Raw genomic sequence first — 17314 nt, 5'->3', positions numbered from 1 at the left:
ACCTCAGTAGTGAACCGTGAAGGAGGCGTCGAGGCCCCAGAACTTGCGGAAGTCGGCGGCAAAGCGCGGCGAGAGCTTCATCGCATTGGCGTGCATCTTGGCGACCTCGGGCGCGAAATCGCTGGCGGCGACGCGCTTGGCCTCCTCGCCGATCCAGGCCGAGACAGGCACTGAAGTCGCGATGCGTTCGGCCCGCATCTTCTCGCGCAAGGCGGCGGTGGCAGCGAGATCGGCCTCCAGCCGATCCGTCTGCGAGACTTCCCGGATGACGATGCCGAATACCTGCTCGGCCGCCTCCGGGGTGAGGAAGCCGTTCTCCACATCCTGTGCGGTCTTGATCGGATCGCGCTCCAGTACGTCGCCGTAACCGCCGCCGCCATTATAGGAGTGGGTGAAGATATCGCCCGACTTGTGCGGCGCGGTGATGTAGGGGCCTTCCTCGGTGACGTGCCGGCCCTCGACCAGCTTCTCCAGATCGGAATGGGCCGGGTCGGTGCCGATGGTATGGGGCAGGGGGCGATTCTCGGCGATGATCTCGGCCAGATTGGTATCGCGCACGGCCCGGTGCATCTGGCAGGTCGGTGCGGGATAGCCGCCGCACAGCCCGCCATTGTCGAACACGCGGGAGGAATGTTCCGAGGTGACCAGGCGCAGATGGTTGGACTTGCTCACCAGCCAGGTCGAGATGAAGGCGCAGCCGCCGCGATATTTGCCGGCGCCTCCGGAGTTGGGCAGGATCGAACGGCCGATATAGAGCATCGGCATGTTCTGTTCCCAGATCTCGATATTGCCCATGTCGGATTCGGGGTTCCAGCCGACATAGGCGGTGTCGAGCCCGTCCTTGATGGCGAGGGCGCCGGAGCCGGCGGCGGCGCATTCGAAATGGGCCATGCCGAACAAAGTGCCGTATTGGCTTTCGCCGCCCATCTCGATCATGGGGGAGTTGACCTGGCCGACGAACACCTCCTCTATGAAGCCCCGGGCGAGGAAGCCGCGCGAGAGCAGGCGCTGGAACACGCCATAGGCGGGCAGCAGCAGGGCCCAGGAGGTCGCGGTCGCCACCATCTCATTGTCGGGATTGGTCCAGGTGCCCTTGGGGATCTTCAGCTCGGTGGCGAGCCAGGCGCCGTCATTCACCAGCCCCTCGAAGTTCATGTGCTGGGTGAGGGTGACGAACATGCCGCCATCCATGCCGGCGGGCGTGCAGTTCATCGAATGATAGCCCCAGGGCTGGGTGCCCTCGAAGTCGAGCTTGATCTTGCCCTCGGTGGTGATCTCCATCTCCACCGGGATGTTGTAGAGCCAGTTGGGATCGGCGAGCGGCTGGAAGCCCGGCTTGCCCTCGGTGACATGGCCATAGAAGGTGTGGCCGCGATAGATGCCGGGCACGGTCAGCTGGCGGGTGCGGGCGAGCTGGCTGATGCGGCCTTCCTCGATGAATTCCTTGGAGACCTGCTTCCAGTAGTCGAGGCCGATCTCGTCGACGAGGGCGATGAGGTTCTCGCGCATGTCAATGCAGGAGGCGACCTTGGCCTTCTCGTCGAGCACCCAGTAGATCGGCATGCGCAGATTGCGTTCGCAACGGATGACGTAGTCGCGGCGGATCTCGTCATTCTCGCCGATCTTCTCGGCGCAGACGAACAGGCCCTCGGTGAAACGCTCCTGGGCGAGGCAGACGTCGCCTCCGGGGGTGATGCCGCCGGCCTCGAGCTCGTGGCAGACGGCGCCGGCCCAGCCGATCAGTTCGCCCGAGTGGAAGATCGGCACCACGTCCATCACGTCGGGCACCTGGACCGTGCCGATAAAGGCATCGTTGTTGGCGAAGATGTCGCCCGGGCGGATGCCGGGATTGGCCTCGTAACCCTCGCGGATCATCCATTTGATGAAGCGGCTCATGGTATGGACATGCACCATGATGCCGTTGGAGAGCGCGATGGCATCGCCCTCCGGGGTGTAGATGGCCACCACCATCTCGCCGACCTCGCGCACGCCGGGCGAGGCGGAGATGCGGCGCGCCATTTCACGGGCGGAGACGCAGAAGGCGCGCAGCTTGGTGTGCAGGGTCTCGAATTTCAGCAGGTCCTGCTTGCGCAGCTGCAGTGACGTGATGCCGTCATAGCAGCCGGTCTCCTCCATCAGCCGTTCGGATTTGAGCATCCTTTCGCGAAGCGGCATGTGGGCTTTCACGTGATCCAGCATGGTGTTGTTCCTCTTCGCTCAAGCGTGGCGGTAATGCAGGAGGGTCCATTCGTCGACGAAGACGCTGTCACCGGGATGGACCACCAGCGTCGTGGCGGGATGCTCGATGATTGCCGGGCCTTTCACCTCGTGGCCGGGCTGCAGATCGTCCATCTCGTAGAGATCTGCCTTGTGCCAGCGCCCGCCCATATAGGCTTCGCGCCGGCCCTTATGGGCGATGGCCGGATCGGTAGCGCCGAGCGGGCGCTTGATCAGCACCGGCTTGACCTTGTCGGCGGTGGCGATCAGGCCGAGTTCCATCACCGAATAGCCGACGGCGCCGTAGCGCGAGACCCGGTGGTTAATCTTGCCATAGACTATTTCGAAGGCCTCGATGATCCGGCGCATGTCGTCGGCCGTTTGAGCCTGGTCGAGCGGGGCAGCGACCTCGACGTCCTCGAGTTGGCCGGTGTAGCGCATCATCAGGAAGGGAACGGTACGGACCTTCTCGCGCGGATGGCCATCGGCCACCATCTCTGCGATCGCGGCTTCGCGAAGTTCCTTCCAAACGCTCGATATGCGTGTGGCATGAGCGGCCAGTTCGTCCTCGCCGGCGGCACTGGGAATATCGATCTGGGTTGAGATCGAGTGGCGGCGCATATAGTCGGCCGTGGTGCAGCCGAAGGCCGAGAAGGCGGCGGCGAACTGGAAGGTGATGATGTCGCGGAAACCGATGCCGCGGCTGCAGCCGGCCAGATGCAGCGGCCCGGAGCCGCCATAGGAGAGCAAGGTGAATTCGGAGGGATGGATGCCCTGGCCGGAGATCACGCGTCGCAGCGCGTTGTTGGCGTCATCCTCCAGCATGTGGATCATGCCCTCGGCGGCTTCATGCATGGGCACGCCGAGGACATCGGCGCATTGCTCCTTGAAGGCTCTGGTCGCCTTCTCCACGTCGAGCCTCACCTTGCCACCGAGGAAATAGTCGGGATTGAGACGGCCGAGAATGGCGTCGCAATCGGCAATGGTCGGGCGAGTGCCGCCCCGATTGAAGCAGATCGGACCGGGGTCCGAGCCGGCGCTCTCCGGGCCGAGGCTGATCTTCCGGGTCAGCGGATCGACCTTGAGGATCATGCCAGCGCCGGCGCCGATGGTGTCCAGATGCAAGGTCGGCACGTTGAGCTTGAACCGGTCCATGATCGGTTCGTTCTCGATGCGGGTCTGGCCGCGGGTGATCACGCCCATGTCGAAGGAGGTGCCGCCCATGTCCGAGCAGATCAGCGAGTCGTTGCCGATCAGCTTGCCGACATAGGCCGCGCCGAGAATGCCGCCGATCGGGCCGGAGATCATGGTCTCGTGCAGGCGGGGATGGTCGATCGAGGTGAGGCCGCCGAAGGAGAGCAGCGTCTGCACGCGATAGCGATAGCCGTGCTTCTTCGAAATGTCCTCGATGCCCTTGAGCTGCCTGCGCCCACGCGAGGTGGCATAGGCTTCGATCAGCACCGAGTTGAGGCGGGACTGCTCGCGGATGACCGGGCGTACCTCGTGGCTGGTGTAGACCAGGATTTCCGCGCCGGCCCTGGCGATCTCCTCCCGGGCGATCTCGGCGATGCGCTTCTCATGCGCCGGATTGACGTGGGAGAACACCGTCATGATGCAGATGGCGTCGACCTGGTCGGCGATCAGCTTGCGCGCCGCCGCCACGACTTCATGTTCGTAAAGCGGGATGATGACATCGCCGAACTGGTCGATGCGCTCGGTGACGCCATGGGTGCGCCGTCGCGGCACCAGGGGATCCGGATGGTGGTGGGTGATGGCGTGCAGGCGGTCGGCATAGGAATAATCCGCCCAGGCCTGCAGGCCGCGACCCATCAGGATCATGTCCTCCAGGCCCTTGGTGGTGATCAGGCCGAGCTTGCGTCCCGTGCGCGAAAGCAAGGTATTGAGCATGCCGGTGCCGGAATACAGCACCACGTCGATGCCGGAGAACAAGCTCTCCAGCGAGATGCCCCAAGCCTCGGCTGCATCGGCGGCGGAGGCTATGAAGCCTTCCGATTCATCGCGCGGCGTGGTCGCTGCCTTGCCGATCTTGAAGCGGCCGTCGCCGTCGACCAGTATCGTGTCGGTCATGGTGCCGCCGGCATCGATGCCGATGATGATGGGATTGCCGATTGTCTGCGCGCCTGCCGTTGTCATCGCTGTTCCCGTCCCGGATGATGTCGGGGAACAGGCTAGGCGGGAGGCGGCGCGATCCGCCATGTGCCTGCGGTCACTATCCGGGCGGAAGGCGGCAGATATTCGATCTCAACTATCTGTTCTGATAGATCGCCAGATTTGCATAAGCCGCTGACAACAGGGGTGTTTCCATGCTTGCCTTCTGCGCGCGAGCCAGCAGGTCCCCGATGATCTGGTCCGCCTCGATCGGCGCGCCCTTCTGCAGGTCGCGATACATGGAGGAAGCCATGGCCGAGCCCTTCTGGGTCAGCATCGAGCGTGCCATGTTCAGGATGGGCTCGCCTGGCAGCTTGCCCACGGCTTTCACCACGCCGACCACCTCGTCGAAGAAGCGCAGCACGAAGGCCAGGCCGCCCGGTGCCGCCTCGATCTCGCCCACCGAGCCGCGCATCAGGCAGCAGATGCCGCCAAGGCTGGCGAGCGTGATCCATTTGCCCCACATGTCGCGCTCGATGTCGTCGGAAAGCTTGGCGTTGAAGCCGGCCCCCTGCATGGCCGCATCGACCGCCTCGATGCGCTCGGACCGTTCGCCGTTCATCTCGCCATAGATGAGGTTGTGCATGGGCGTAAGCTGGACGATGCGGTCCTGGTCGTCGATGGTGGCGGCGATCAGGCAGACGCCGCCGACGAGGGCCTTCTCGCCGAAGCGGGCCTTGATGACGTCGACATGCCGCATGCCGTTGAGCACCGGCAGGATCATCGTCTCGGAGCCGATCGCGGGGGCGATGTCGTCAAGCGCGGCCTCGAGCCCGTAGGCCTTCACGGTGAGCAGCACGAGGTCGTAGGCGTTGTTATTGCTGCCGGTGGTGACGAGCTTTGGCGCCAGTTCGGCATCGCCGAAGGGGCTGACGATCTTGAGGCCTTCCGCCCGCAGCTTTTCTGCTCGCGCAGGCCGAACCAGGAAGGTGACGTCACGGCCCGCCTGCATCAGCCGGCCGCCAAAATAGCCGCCCGTCGCTCCAGCGCCGACAACCAGGATGCGCATGATTCCTCCGCCATTGGATGGCTGTGTTCGAGCTTGAGGAGGTATAGGTCGGCGCTGGATTGCGGACAAGCAAGCTGCGCTTGTCTTATCCGAATTGCGGCTTGGTCAGCATCAGCCAGAGAATGGCGAGCACGGCGATGAAGGCCGGAAAACCGCAGGCAAACCAGATACGGAAAAGCCTGTAATAGCTTGGCGGAAGGGCTGAATTCTCCTGCGCGGCCTTCCTGGCGAGGTCCCGCATCTTGACCTGAATGACGACGACGGGCAGCCAGAACAGGCCGGTGAAAACATAGAGGCCCAGCGACAGCACGATCCAGGGCGAGCTCAATGGCCAGCCGATCTCTTGCGCCAGTAGGGCTCCGGTGAGCGGCTGCAGCACCACGGCAGTGGCGGTGAACAGGAGGTCTGCCGTAACCACGGTGCCGGCGACATGGGCGATCAGCCTGGCGTCGTCGGTGCGATGGGCGACGAGCATGAAGAAGGCGATGCCCGCTCCCGTACCCAGCAGCACGGTCGCGCCGATCACATGGAGCCAGAGCAGCAGGTCGGCATAGGTCATCGCGCATCCTTGATGGCGAGCGCGACCAGAGCGAGAAGGGCTGCCGGTAGCGTCTTGAGGAAGGGCCCGAGCGGGTCGAGCCAAAGGTCGGGCGTGAACAGGCTGCCGGCGAGGAGATAGGCAAGGGTAACGCCGATCATGCCTGATGCAGCGGCCGGCATGGTTCGTCGCCAGAGCATGGTCGCGCCGAGCAGGACGTCGACGATGGCGCCGCCATGCACGAAGAGGGCCGCAAGTGCCGGCGAAAAGCCCCGCGCCGTCAGCACGGCTTCGGCCTGGTCCGCGGCGATGAGGCCGATCAGGCCCGAAAGCAGCCAGAACAGGCCCAGCGTCGCGACGATCACCGGCTTGAGCAGGAAAAGTCGCGCGAACCAGCGTTCGCGCACGGTGCCGTCGACGGCTTCGAGGATTTCCGGAAGGGCCTTGAGGGAACGACCATTGGCGGCGCCAAGCGGTGTCGGGTCGCCATCGATGCCGGTCAGGATCTGGTCGAGCGAGGTGGTGCGCATCGGCGGCCGCCAGCCCAGCAGGCCCGCGAGGTCGCCGAGCCGAAAGCCGAGGCGAAAGATCCATAGGGGCCAGCGGGCGAAACGGGCGGGCGGCAGGCCAAGCCTCGCCCGCAGCGCGGCGACGATCTCCCGGAGGCTACGCGCCCTGTCCTCGACGACATCATAGATACGCCGATGCGGTAGCCGTCCTTCGACCGCAGCCAGCGCCGTCGTGGCGACGTCATCCAGCGCCACGCTGCGGATCGACGGCGCCGGCGGCAGCGGAATGAAGCCCGGCAGACTGGCGAGCGCATGCAGCAGGGCGCTGCCGCCATAGACCGAAGAGCCCAGCACCAGGCCAGGGCGCAGGATGGTCCAGTCGAGCGACGAGCCTTCCAGCGCCTCGTCGGCGATGCCCTTGCTGCGCATGAACACGGTGGCGGCATCGGGCGAGGCGCCGACAGCGGAGATCTGGACGAAGCGTTTCACGCCGGCCTGCTCGCAGGCCTCGAAAAGGGCGACCATGGCGAGCGATTGGGTCACCATGACGTCGTCGCCGGGGCCGTCCTGCAGCACGCCGGCGGCATTGATCACGGCGTCGATGTCTTTGAGGAGCGGGCGCCAGGCCTCGGCACTGACGAGATCCCCGAGGTCATGCTGAAGCCAGCACACACGAGGTTCGCGCAGACGAGCCTGATGCACGGAACGACCGAGACCCGTGACCTCGTGGCCGGCCGCCAGCAGGGCCGAGACGATGGCCGAGCCGATCAGACCGTAACCGCCGGGAACGAGAATGCGCATGAGGGCCGTTTGCCCGGTTTGCCGTGGCGAGGCAAGGAAGAAGAAGGGCTGGTACGGAGTAGGGCGCTAGCGTTTGGCGATTTCATCCATCGTGGCACGCCACGCCTTCACCAATTGGCTGCGCCGTCCGGGATAGCGCTCGCCGATCTCGCTGGCGGCCGCGATGCGGTCGGTACGGAAATGACGAAAGTCTTCACGCAACTCGCACCAGGCGGCCAGCATGCGAGCCTCGTTCATGAAGCCGATGGCGATCGGCCAGATCACACGGGTGGTCGCCTGGCCGTTGAGGTCGCCATAGTCGATGCGCAGTTTGGCCTGGGCTCGGATAGCACTGCGAAACACCTCGATCGCGACTCTGTTGTCGGGAAAGCCCTTATGGCTGGGGCCTGGCAGGGCGACCGGATTGCGGGCGATTTCCTGCGCGGCCGGCGGCAGGACTGCCTCGATCTTGGCGAGAGCCTCGCGGGCTGAGCGGCCGAGCGTGTCGTCGCCGCGTTGCTCGACATAGCGCAGGCCAAGCACGATGGCTTCGGTCTCGTCCTCGGAGAGCATCAGTGGTGGCAGGAACAGGCCGGGGCGCAGGATATAGCCAATGCCGGCCTCACCCTGGATGGGCGCGCCCTGGGCGACTAGCTCGGCGATGTCGCGATAGAGCGTGCGTTCGGAGACGGCGAGTTCCTGCGCCAGGGCGGCGGCCGTCACCGGGCGGCGCTTGCCGCGCAGGATCTGCAGGAGCGAGAGGAGGCGGCTCGTTCGGGCCATGGCGTCTCATCTGATATATCGAGCCATCATTCTATACGCCTGGCTGACAAATCCTGTCAGGAAGCTTTCTGCCGGTTGATGATATCCGTTGCAATAAATAATTTGCATGCTTTTAATTAGGATGCTAATTATTAGGCATGGAAAAGATTGACACCTTGCGTTTCGCATTGACCGGCAAAACCCAGCAGATCGGCCGCCATTGGCGCCGCCTGGTGCATGACATTGTCGCGACCCATGGCGTCTCCGACGCCGCGGCGGTGCCGCTCATCCAGATCGAGCGTATGGGCGGCGGCGTGAATCAGACCGAGGTTGCCGATGCCATCGGCATCGAAGGAGCCTCCTTGGTGCGCCTGCTCGACCAGCTTTGCGCCAGCGGCCTGATCGAGAGGCGCGAAGGTGCGGATCGCCGGGCCAAGACACTCTGGCTCACGGACGAGGGCGAACGAGTGACAAGCGTGATCGAGCAGGAACTCGTCGGCTTGCGTACCCGCATTCTCGGTCATCTTTCGCAAGACGATATCGAGGCCACGCTGCGCGTTTTCCGCGCCATCGAAGAGGCGTCGGCCCGCCAGCAGGCGGAGGCGGCGACATGACCGCAGGTTTCGCCCTGCCCACCGTCCGGGATTGGGTCTTTTCTCTCAAGGCTTTCTCGGCCTCGATGCTGGCGCTCTACATCGCGCTGGCCGCCGGGCTGGAGCGGCCCTATTGGGCGATGGCGGCCGTTTATGTGGTTGCCAATCCTCTGGCCGGCGCCACAACGTCGAAAGCGCTGTATCGGGCCCTTGGCACCTTCATCGGCGCTTCAGGATCGATCCTGCTGCTGCCCATTTTTTCGTCGGCGCCCGAATTGTTCATCATCGTGGTCGGCCTGTGGACGGGCGTCTTCCTGTTCGTCTCCCTCCTGGACCGCACGCCGCGCAGCTATGTCTTCATGCTCGCAGGCTACACGCTCCCCTTGATCGCATTGCCGACCGTCAGCGCACCCGACACGATCTTCGACGTTGCCGTCTCACGCGCCGAAGAGATCACGCTCGGTATCGTCTGTGCCGCCCTGGTGAATTCCCTGTTCTTTCCGGCCCGGATCGGCCCGGTGCTCGGGCAGCAGATCAAGGGCTGGCTGCGCGATGCCGGAGCCTGGGCGAGCGCCGTGCTCACCGATGGCACCGGAACCGGGGCCACGCGCGAGCGCCAGCGCCTTGCCACCGACATTCGCGCGATGGACATGCTGATCAGCCAGCTCGGCTACGACACGGCGAACCAGGCGACCGTGCGCGTCGCCCATGAATTGCGGGGACGCATGGCGCTGCTGCTGCCGCTGCTGTCTTCCCTGGACGACCGCCTTGCGGCCTTGCGCGAGGCAGGCGGCGAGATTGCCGGCATCGATGCCTTGCGCACCCGCCTCCTTGCATGGATGCGCTCGGGCGAGGGCAATGAACGCGGCGAAGCCGATCAATTGCTCGCCGACATCGCCGCGCTGGAGCCGAAGACCGGCCAGGGAAGCGCCGAGGAGGCGCAATGGCCGGCCCTGGTGCTGTCGAGCACGCTGGAGCGCATGAAGGAACTGGTCGATCTGTGGGAGGACTGCCGCCAGTTGCAGCGGCAGATCGAGCTCGGCGATCGCATCAGCCGCTGGCGCCCGACCTTCCGTATGCGCCGGACCGTCGGCAAGGTCAGCCACTACGACTATGCGCTGCTGGCCTTCCAGGTCGGCTCGGTGGTGCTCGCCACCATTCTGTCCGGCCTGATGTGGATATGGACCGGCTGGAGCGAGGGGTCGGGCTGCGTGATCATGACGGCGGTCGGCTGTTCCTTCTTTGCCGCCATTGACAATCCCGTCAGCCAGATCCGCAGCTTCACCGTGTGGATGACCGTCAGCGTCGGCTTGTCGGCCGTGTATCTCTTCGCCCTCCTGCCGCTCGCCCACGACTATGTCGGGCTGGTGGTGATGTTTGCCGTGCCCTTCATCCTCGTCGGAACCTTGGTTTCGCGCCCGCAATTCAACATGATCGCCATGTTGCTGGCGGTGAACACCGCGTCCTTCGTTGGGCTGCAGGCCAATTACAGCGCCGAATTCGCGGCTTTCATGAACTCGTCCGTCGCCTCGATCCTCGGCGGTGGCTTTGCCCTGGTCTGGACCCTGGCCACCAGGCCCTTCGGGGCGGCACTGGTCGCCACGCGCCTGGTCAGGGCCGGCTGGGCGGATATCGCCGCGACCTCGCGCGGTGGACGCAACGCCGATGCCGAGGCCTTTGCCGGGCGCGTCTTCGACCGGCTCGGTCAATTGGTGCCACGACTGGCACAGGGCGTCAGCGAGGACGTGGCAGCGGCCGACCTCCTGGTGGAACTGCGTGTCGGTATCAACGTGCTCGACCTGCAGAGGCTGCGCGGCAAGCTGTCATCGGCGCAACGTCGGCACCTGCAGCAAGTGCTGGACGCCATCGCCCGCTTCTATGGTACGCGGGCCGCGACGGGCAGGGCGGTCGATCCGCCGTCTTCGCTGCTGGGCGCCATCGACGAGGCCCTGTCGGATTTCGCCCAGGGAGTCGAGCCGGGCGTGCGGCGGAATGCGGTGCAGGCGCTCGTCGGCCTGCGGCGCGCCCTCTTTCCCGCCTCGCCGGCACCCGTGAACCTCGCTGCGCCCGTGGCCATGCCCATCCTTCCCAAACTGGAGCTCGCATCGTGAACGCCGACATCGATATCTTTGGCGTCTATGTACCGAGCCTGATGATCCTCGCGCTCGTCGCCATCATCGCCAATCTTCTGCTTCGTTCTGTACTGGCCAGGGCTGGCGTCTATCGCCTGGTCTGGCACCGCTCCCTGTTCGATCTCGCACTATTCGTGATCGTGCTGAGCGGGTTGTTTTCCATCTTTCAACGGTTCGTGTCGTGAAACGCTTTTTTGCCTCGCTGGGGCGAGTCCTCATCACCCTCATTGTCGTCGTCATCGCTGCCGGCTTCGGCTGGCGGTTGTGGGACTATTACATGAACGACCCTTGGACCCGGGATGGTCATGTCCGCGCCGATATCGTCGGCATCACGCCGGACGTGTCCGGCCTGGTCAGTGAAGTGCTGGTCCGCGACAACCAGGAAGTCCATCGCGGCGACGTCCTGATCCGTATCGATCCCAAACGCTTCGAGCTTGCCCTGCAGCAGGCCGATGCGGCCGTCTCCGGCACCAAGGCGACGCTGGAACAGGCAAAGCGCGACTATGTGCGCTACAGCGAACTAGGCAAGGACGTGGCGTCGGCCCAGAAGATCGAGCAGGCCCTGGCAAGCCAGGATGTTGCGAGCGCCAATTACCAGCAGGCCCTCGCCAATCAGGCCGTGGCCAAGCTCAATCTCGAACGCTCGGAGATCAAGGCGCCGGTCAATGGCGTGATCACCAATTTCAACCTCAATCCCGGCGACTATGTCTCGGCCGGCAAGGCGGTGACGGCGCTGCTCGATACCGATTCATTACGGGTCGAAGGCTATTTCGAGGAGACCAAGCTGCCCCGGATCGCCGTGGGAGATCCGGTCGACATCCATCTGATGGGCCAGCCGGCCGTCATCACCGGTCATGTCGAGAGCATTGCCGGCGGCATCGAGGATCGCGAACGCAGCGATGGTTCGAACCTCCTGGCCAACATCAACCCGACCTTCTCTTGGGTGCGCCTGGCCCAACGCGTGCCGATCCGCGTGGCACTCGACAAGCTGCCGGAAGGCTTCCACCTGGTGGCGGGCCAGACGGCAACCGTCACCGTCAAATCGAAGCCGCCGCAGGCCAGCGCGGGCGGATCGGCCGGAACGACCAAGTCCTGAGGAGAGACGACGAAGCGGCATCGGCAACGGAGGTGCCGCCCCGATCTTTCAAGTTCCCAAATTCAGAGCAAACAAACATATGGTCGTGAATGCGCTTTGCTCTCGGTCTATGAAGTAACGTCCCTTTCCTGCAGAGGACTCTTCATGACCGCCTTGATGACAGCCGAACTTGCCTGGTACGCCACCGGGCGCTTCTACCGCGCCAATGATGGCTCACTGGCCGACTACGGCTACTTCCTGCATTTGCCGTTTGCAGATGCGCCGCTGTTCGATGGCAAGCCGGCAGAGACGACGGCGTATTTCACCTTCGCCGCCACGCCGTTCAAGGCGAACGGGATCGACAATGGCGCACTTTCGCTTGGCCTCGATCCGGTCGGCGAATTCTCGCTATATCTGCAGCGCCGGCCAGGCGCGACCTTTGCCGATCCAGCCTCCTTCGCCCAGGGCGAGTGCATTGCCACCTTCCGCCGCACCAGCCTGGTGGTCGGCACCACGGTTGACGCTTCCCTCACGCAAACAAGCGGAGCCATCATAGGCACCAACATGTTCTCGGCGCGCCTGATCACGAGCCATGCATTCGAATTTGCGGGAAAGCACTACGATCTCGCCGAGGCTGTTGGATCCGGCATCACCCAGTTCGGTACCGCGGCGACTACGCCGATCTCGCCGCCTCCGACCGGTTACGATCTCGTCCTGCCCTTTACCGGATCGGCCATTGCCTTGGGGCGAGCCGGATAAGCCGAGGATATTGCGGCGAACCTCTCCACCGGAGGCCGGCGTGGTCCGCCGCCCCGGGTGCCAGGTTCAACGTCTCAAGGCGGTTGCGAGGCTGTGAATATGCCGCGCGCCGATGCCACAGCAGCCGCCGATCAGGGTGGCGCCCGCTTCGGCCCAGTCACAGGCAAAGCGGGAATAGGCCATGGCCGTCAGGTCCTCGCGCGTGCCGTGCAGGGTCTCGTTGGCGGCGCCGTCCCCGTCCTGCTCCTCGAAGGCATTGGCATAGACGCCGATTTCGAGATCTGATTGCCGCTCGCGCAGGATCTTGCCGGCCACGCGCACGGCCTTCCCCATCACCTCGGGCCGGCTGCAATTGAAGAGTAGTGCTTCGGCCCCTGACCCGGCCGCCCAGGCAGCAGCATCGGCCACGCTTTCACCGGAGCGCAACCGCGGCTCGCCGTCCTCGGCGCCTACCTCGTCGGACAGGGTGAAGGAGACCCAGAATGGCTTGCCGGTGGCGGCCACGGCTTGGCGCACGGCCTCGCCTTCGGCGATCAGGCTGAGGGTTTCGCCGAGCCAGACATCGGAGTGGGGTGCAAGGCCGGCGACCAGCACTTCCAGATAGTCCTGGACGCGGGAAGGATCGAAGCGTTCGGGTTCGTAGGAGCCGAAGATCGGCGGCAGCGATCCTGCCACCAGCACCTTGCGGCCGAAGTTGCTGTCGGCGGCCTGCCGGGCGAGGCGGCCGGCGAGGTCGATCAGGGCAGGTCCCTGCTCGCGGAAGCGCTGCTCGCCGATATGGAAGGGGACCAGGGCGTAGCTGTTGGTGGTGATCACCTCGGCTCCAGCCTCGATGAACTCGGCATGAACCCGGCGGACGATGTCGGGGGCCTCCGTCAAAGCGAGGGCCGACCATTCGGGTTGGCGCAACTCGGCGCCGAGGCGAAGCAGTTCCCGGCTCATGCCGCCGTCGAGGATCCGGATGGTTCCGGGCATGTCACGTACTCCAACGATGATGGACAAGCCAGTAGCCATCCTCGAGCAGGAGAACAAGGCGTTACTGAAGAAGCGGAGCAGGGGAGTTGTGTTTGCAAGACGGGGCGCCGGCGTCGCCAGGAAGCGATCCTGTTCCGGCCCATTCCACATCCGCTGGTCTGTCTCAGTCGCTCGAGGTTTCGTTGGGAAGCAGCAGTTCGTTGGTCAGAAACGCAACTTCGGTGCGGTTCTTGGCCTTGATCTTGCGCATGATGTTGCGGATGTGAACCTTGACCGTGCTTTCGGTCATGTTGAGCTTATGGGCGATGATCTTGTTCGGCTCGCCCCTGCGTACGCACGCGATGATTGCCAACTGCCGTTCGGTGAAATGCGGCCGCCCCTCCACAGCTGGCGGTTGGCCATCGAGCGGGGCTGTAAAGCCCTGGCGTGCCGACAACAGGCCACTGGCGGGAACGAAGGTGCCGCCGACATTCACGATGCGGATTGCTTCGATCGCCACCTCCAGGCTGAGGCTCATGGTTACGAAGCCGCGTGCGCCGCGTTCCAGGGCGGAGACCATCGTCGCCGGGTTGTCGATGTCGGATAGGATGACCACGCGCGCACCCGGCACGCTGGAGAGGATGCGATCGAGCCCAGACTGTATGGCCCGGACCGTACCTTCCTCCCCGGTGGCACATAGCAGGATGATCGTCGAAGGGGCCTGCGTGGAGGCTGTCAGCCAATCGTCGATAGTGTCGTAGCCGACGGCAGCAAGCTTTGCGGAAGAGGCCGTCAAGCACATCGTCAGACAATCGCGCCAGAAGGCTCGCTTGTCGATTACACAAACGGGGATTTTCAAGTAACGCTCTCCCTCGTGTGTCAGGCCACTTTCACCGATCGATCTCACCTGCTTCCCCTCCTTCAGTCACGAAATAGGCAAGGACTTTCAGCGAAATGTCAAACTTCCATATTCTCGCAAACCCAAGGCGAGGACAGTTTCCTTTTTGGGGAAATATTAAACATGCCATCGTCGTGGCGCATGGAAACGACGCGGCATGACTCGGATTCGACACGCTTCCTCAACACCATGGGTAGACACCCACCCTCCAAGTGAGAAACACCATGGCGAAGGGTTGCGATGTGCGATTTCGCACATTGCCTTCAGGCCATACCGCCCAACCGCCCATGCGCGCGATCGGCAAGTCGGCGCAGCCATGCCAGGGAAGCCTCTAGACACTGCAAACATGGTGGTGCCGTATTCGCGACATGGAAGCCATGAGGCCTGCGTCTGTCGATAGCATTGCACCCATGCGGGGTATGTGACAGCGGGCGGGGCAGGAGCGATTAAGCGCTCCGAACCAAGCGCGAGAGCCCGGTTCGGAGCGTCCTCGCGGATAGAGTGCTGGCGGGATTGGATGTCTGCGGAAAGACGATGAAGTAGCCTGCCCTTGGAAATCGTCAGGGAGCGAGGCGGGCCGCACATATCCGTGCATGACGGCCTTGCCGATACCTAAAGGAGGGACCTGCTACATGGGCATCCTTGGCGGCGCCCTGTAAATCAACGCACGACGGAAACCCGCGGCAGCATGACCGCCCGGGCTTCATGTCATAGTGTGTCGATCTCAGCCAGCTTTCCGGCGGCGACTTTCAGGCTCGCTTGGGAAGCTCGTTGCCAAAACTCGTCCAATGAGCCGTGTTCAGGATGCTACGTCCCTCGACCTCAATGTCGCCATCGGCCGTCATCACGATTCGCACCGGCCCATAAGCCACCAGATCGATGGTGATCGTGCCGGTGTCGTCATCGATGGTGACCATCGATTGACCTTGTTGAACTTTAGGCATTGCGTCGTGACCCTTGTTTATCATCGGTTCGACCCCACCGTTCGCGGGAATGGCGAAACATTGTCGTATCGAAGGTTGGAACGGTCGTCGTTTCTTGACAGATATTCAACCGATCAACCTTGGTTGGTTGGCTACTAACTGGCATCAGACTGGAATGAACTCAGGATGCTGCCATTATTCTTTTGAGATTTAAAGAGACATCGAAGTATATAATCCAAGTCTTCATTCTATCGAGCCGAACGCCCATGAAGTAATCTAGGAACTAGCGTCCCGCTACGTTTTGCACTATCATACCGCCCCGAGGTTTAGGGGGCGGCATATGAGAGCGCTCGACAAGATATATTATGATATTGTCGATGAAATTGGCAGTGTACCGACGTCCCGTGACGTAAAAGGGATGTTGAATCGCGTTGTTCAGAGTTACGGGCTGCGTACAGCGGCCTATTTTGCTGTAAATATTCCTAGCTCTAATGGTGACGATCCCTATTTGGCTGTTACTTACTCCGATGATTGGGTTGAGCACTACAAGAGCGAGAATTATGTTAGAATAGACCCTGTTCTAAGAGAGGGGTTTTCGGCCGTCTTGCCCATTGATTGGCGCAAATTCGACCTGAAGGGGTCGAAGCTCCGGGCCTTTTTCGGCGAGGCTGCCGAATTCGGGCTGGGGCGCCAGGGCCTGACTTTCCCTATCCGCGGCCGCCATGGCGAACGTGCCCTCTTCACCATCACCAGCGACGTCTCCGATCAGGAATGGGATCAGACGTTGGGGGCGTTCCAGCGCGACTTCCAGGTCTTGGCCTACCACATCCACAATGCCATCCTGCGTACGGAAGCGGTTGAAGAAGAGGAAGTCCATCTTTCTCCGCGTGAGATCGAATGCCTGAAGTGGGTTGCCCGCGGCAAGACGGTCTCGGAAACTGCGACGATACTCTCCCTTTCGGACCGCACGGTGCGGTTCTACCTCGACCTGGCTCGAGCAAAACTGAATGCAACCAATGTTACTCATGCCGTCGCCAAGGCAATGAATATGAGCATTTTTTTCGGATCGAGGTAACCCGTCAAATACGCCGTATTTCTAAGGGAATAAGTGACCAATAAATTCGAGCAGATTCCGACGGAGGGTCTGTTCGATGATTGAAGTCATTCAAAGTTACGAACGTCATTTACATACTGAAACCCTGGATGCACTTTACCAGATGCGTGCGAGGGTCTTTAAAGACAGGCTTGATTGGGACGTTAATGTTTCCAATGGTCGCGAGATAGATTATTTCGACGACTGCGATCCTGTCTACTTGATATCGCGAAATCAATACACGGGTCGTGTGGAAGGTGGTCTGCGCCTGTTGCCGACGACCGGCCCGAATATGCTGCGCGATGTCTTCTCAGTCCTGTTGCCGGATGGCGAAATTGTGGAGAGCCCGCTCATTTGGGAAAGCTCCCGCTTCGCGATCGATCCGGATCTGGCCAATGACGGCAACCGCCGCCTGCATTCGGTGACGACGGAGCTGCTGTGCGGCATCGTCGAGGTCGGCATGCTTGCTGGCATCGATTTCGTGGTGTCTGTCTACGATGCCCGCATGGCCCGCATCTTCAAGCTGGCCAACTGCCCTGCGGATGTCATTGGCGTGCCCACCAGAATCGGCCGCGTGATGACTTATGCCGGTCTCTTCGAGATCAGCGAGGAGATGCGCGCCGGGATCGCTGCAGCCGGCCAGATCACTGGTTCGGTCCTGCGTTCCGAGACGCAAGTCCACGCGGCTGCAGCTTAAGCCGCAGTTGTTGTGTTTGCGAGCCAATTGGCTGGAACAACGCAAATTCGATGCCCGAGGCCAGTCGAGGCTCAGGGCTCATCTTAGTCGCCTCGTGAATGTGGGCCGGATGCCGTCGCCAGGAACCGGCGTCACATTCTGAGGTGTCATGGGGCGGGCAAGGGCCACAAGCCCTCGGCATATTGCTTGTCTGGCGTATCGGCAGA

General features: G+C 62.9%; 16 protein-coding genes. 7 read left to right on the top strand and 9 right to left on the bottom strand.

The genetic code is table 11. The annotated features are described in order from the left end of the window. Positions 1 to 3: 3 nt before the first annotated feature. From U1R88_RS06005 to U1R88_RS05980, 6 genes are all read right to left on the bottom strand, one after another. A complete protein-coding gene (locus U1R88_RS06005) occupies positions 4 to 2199 on the bottom strand; it encodes a hydantoinase B/oxoprolinase family protein (protein ID WP_322430402.1) in 2196 nt (731 codons plus the stop codon). A gap of 18 nt (positions 2200 to 2217) precedes the next feature. Next, entirely contained in the window at positions 2218 to 4371 is a 2154-nt protein-coding gene (locus tag U1R88_RS06000) for a hydantoinase/oxoprolinase family protein (protein WP_322430401.1), read from the bottom strand. Between the two features lie 112 nt (positions 4372 to 4483). Further along, a complete protein-coding gene (gene panE / locus U1R88_RS05995; protein WP_322430400.1) occupies positions 4484 to 5395 on the bottom strand; it encodes a 2-dehydropantoate 2-reductase in 912 nt (303 codons plus the stop codon). Between the two features lie 85 nt (positions 5396 to 5480). Beyond that, a complete protein-coding gene (locus U1R88_RS05990) occupies positions 5481 to 5954 on the bottom strand; it encodes a DUF2269 family protein (RefSeq protein WP_322430399.1) in 474 nt (157 codons plus the stop codon). Next, the gene (locus tag U1R88_RS05985; RefSeq protein WP_322430398.1) at positions 5951 to 7243 is read right to left on the bottom strand and encodes an SDR family oxidoreductase; all 1293 of its coding nucleotides are present in this window, start codon (positions 7241 to 7243) and stop codon (positions 5951 to 5953) included. Before U1R88_RS05985 ends, U1R88_RS05990 begins: the two co-directional genes overlap by 4 nt. 66 nt (positions 7244 to 7309) lie before the next feature. After that, entirely contained in the window at positions 7310 to 8005 is a 696-nt protein-coding gene (locus tag U1R88_RS05980) for a helix-turn-helix transcriptional regulator (RefSeq protein ID WP_322430397.1), read from the bottom strand. A 137-nt stretch (positions 8006 to 8142) separates the two neighbouring features. Here U1R88_RS05980 and U1R88_RS05975 point away from each other — a divergent pair, with 137 nt between their 5' ends. From U1R88_RS05975 to U1R88_RS05955, 5 genes are all read left to right on the top strand, one after another. Next, positions 8143 to 8598 carry a MarR family winged helix-turn-helix transcriptional regulator gene (locus U1R88_RS05975; RefSeq protein WP_322430396.1) on the top strand — a complete coding sequence of 152 codons (456 nt, stop codon included), beginning with the start codon at positions 8143 to 8145 and terminating at the stop codon, positions 8596 to 8598. Beyond that, positions 8595 to 10688, top strand: a complete 2094-nt coding sequence (locus U1R88_RS05970; protein ID WP_322430395.1) for an FUSC family protein — start codon at positions 8595 to 8597, stop codon at positions 10686 to 10688. The genes U1R88_RS05975 and U1R88_RS05970 overlap by 4 nt, the downstream gene beginning before the upstream one ends. After that, on the top strand, positions 10685 to 10894 hold the full coding sequence (locus tag U1R88_RS05965) for a DUF1656 domain-containing protein (RefSeq protein ID WP_068295920.1): 210 nt from the start codon (positions 10685 to 10687) through the stop codon (positions 10892 to 10894). Before U1R88_RS05970 ends, U1R88_RS05965 begins: the two co-directional genes overlap by 4 nt. Beyond that, entirely contained in the window at positions 10891 to 11805 is a 915-nt protein-coding gene (locus tag U1R88_RS05960; RefSeq protein WP_311935189.1) for an efflux RND transporter periplasmic adaptor subunit, read from the top strand. The genes U1R88_RS05965 and U1R88_RS05960 overlap by 4 nt, the downstream gene beginning before the upstream one ends. A gap of 144 nt (positions 11806 to 11949) precedes the next feature. Beyond that, positions 11950 to 12543, top strand: a complete 594-nt coding sequence (locus tag U1R88_RS05955) for a hypothetical protein (RefSeq protein ID WP_322430394.1) — start codon at positions 11950 to 11952, stop codon at positions 12541 to 12543. 66 nt (positions 12544 to 12609) lie between these two features. Here U1R88_RS05955 and U1R88_RS05950 read toward each other — a convergent pair whose 3' ends face one another. The 3 genes from U1R88_RS05950 to U1R88_RS05940 all read right to left on the bottom strand — a co-directional run bounded on the left by U1R88_RS05950 (position 12610) and on the right by U1R88_RS05940 (position 15312). After that, positions 12610 to 13518 (bottom strand): homocysteine S-methyltransferase family protein, encoded by a 909-nt coding sequence (locus tag U1R88_RS05950; protein WP_322430393.1) that lies wholly within the window; start codon positions 13516 to 13518, stop codon positions 12610 to 12612. Positions 13519 to 13681: 163 nt separating this feature from the next. Beyond that, positions 13682 to 14293, bottom strand: coding sequence for a response regulator transcription factor (locus U1R88_RS05945; RefSeq protein ID WP_322430392.1), 612 nt, complete (start codon positions 14291 to 14293; stop codon positions 13682 to 13684). Positions 14294 to 15144: 851 nt separating this feature from the next. Beyond that, a complete protein-coding gene (locus U1R88_RS05940) occupies positions 15145 to 15312 on the bottom strand; it encodes a hypothetical protein (RefSeq protein WP_156771738.1) in 168 nt (55 codons plus the stop codon). A 346-nt stretch (positions 15313 to 15658) separates the two neighbouring features. On the opposite strand from U1R88_RS05940, the gene U1R88_RS05935 reads away from it, so the two are divergent. Beyond that, complete coding sequence (locus U1R88_RS05935; protein WP_082980089.1) at positions 15659 to 16393, top strand: LuxR family transcriptional regulator; 735 nt, start codon at positions 15659 to 15661, stop codon at positions 16391 to 16393. A gap of 76 nt (positions 16394 to 16469) precedes the next feature. Next, positions 16470 to 17108 (top strand): acyl-homoserine-lactone synthase, encoded by a 639-nt coding sequence (locus U1R88_RS05930; protein ID WP_068295932.1) that lies wholly within the window; start codon positions 16470 to 16472, stop codon positions 17106 to 17108. Positions 17109 to 17314 lie beyond the last annotated feature (206 nt).

It is taken from the genome of Labrys sedimenti, assembly GCF_034424805.1.
Taxonomy (GTDB): domain Bacteria; phylum Pseudomonadota; class Alphaproteobacteria; order Rhizobiales; family Labraceae; genus Labrys; species Labrys sedimenti.
Note: the sequence above shows the minus strand (reverse complement) of the source record. Positions and strands in the feature narration are given on the sequence as shown.

Excerpts from the sequence above, each read along its gene's own strand:
- U1R88_RS06005 (WP_322430402.1), bottom strand. The coding sequence starts at position 2,199 with ATGCTGGATCACGTGAAAGCCCACATGCCGCTTCGCGAAAGGATGCTC.
- U1R88_RS06000 (WP_322430401.1), bottom strand. The coding sequence starts at position 4,371 with ATGACAACGGCAGGCGCGCAGACAATCGGCAATCCCATCATCATCGGC.
- panE (WP_322430400.1), bottom strand. The coding sequence starts at position 5,395 with ATGCGCATCCTGGTTGTCGGCGCTGGAGCGACGGGCGGCTATTTTGGC.
- U1R88_RS05990 (WP_322430399.1), bottom strand. The coding sequence starts at position 5,954 with ATGACCTATGCCGACCTGCTGCTCTGGCTCCATGTGATCGGCGCGACC.
- U1R88_RS05985 (WP_322430398.1), bottom strand. The coding sequence starts at position 7,243 with ATGCGCATTCTCGTTCCCGGCGGTTACGGTCTGATCGGCTCGGCCATC.
- U1R88_RS05980 (WP_322430397.1), bottom strand. The coding sequence starts at position 8,005 with ATGGCCCGAACGAGCCGCCTCCTCTCGCTCCTGCAGATCCTGCGCGGC.
- U1R88_RS05975 (WP_322430396.1), top strand. The coding sequence starts at position 8,143 with ATGGAAAAGATTGACACCTTGCGTTTCGCATTGACCGGCAAAACCCAG.
- U1R88_RS05970 (WP_322430395.1), top strand. The coding sequence starts at position 8,595 with ATGACCGCAGGTTTCGCCCTGCCCACCGTCCGGGATTGGGTCTTTTCT.
- U1R88_RS05955 (WP_322430394.1), top strand. The coding sequence starts at position 11,950 with ATGACCGCCTTGATGACAGCCGAACTTGCCTGGTACGCCACCGGGCGC.
- U1R88_RS05950 (WP_322430393.1), bottom strand. The coding sequence starts at position 13,518 with ATGCCCGGAACCATCCGGATCCTCGACGGCGGCATGAGCCGGGAACTG.
- U1R88_RS05940 (WP_156771738.1), bottom strand. The coding sequence starts at position 15,312 with ATGGTCACCATCGATGACGACACCGGCACGATCACCATCGATCTGGTG.
- U1R88_RS05935 (WP_082980089.1), top strand. The coding sequence starts at position 15,659 with ATGAGAGCGCTCGACAAGATATATTATGATATTGTCGATGAAATTGGC.
- U1R88_RS05930 (WP_068295932.1), top strand. The coding sequence starts at position 16,470 with ATGATTGAAGTCATTCAAAGTTACGAACGTCATTTACATACTGAAACC.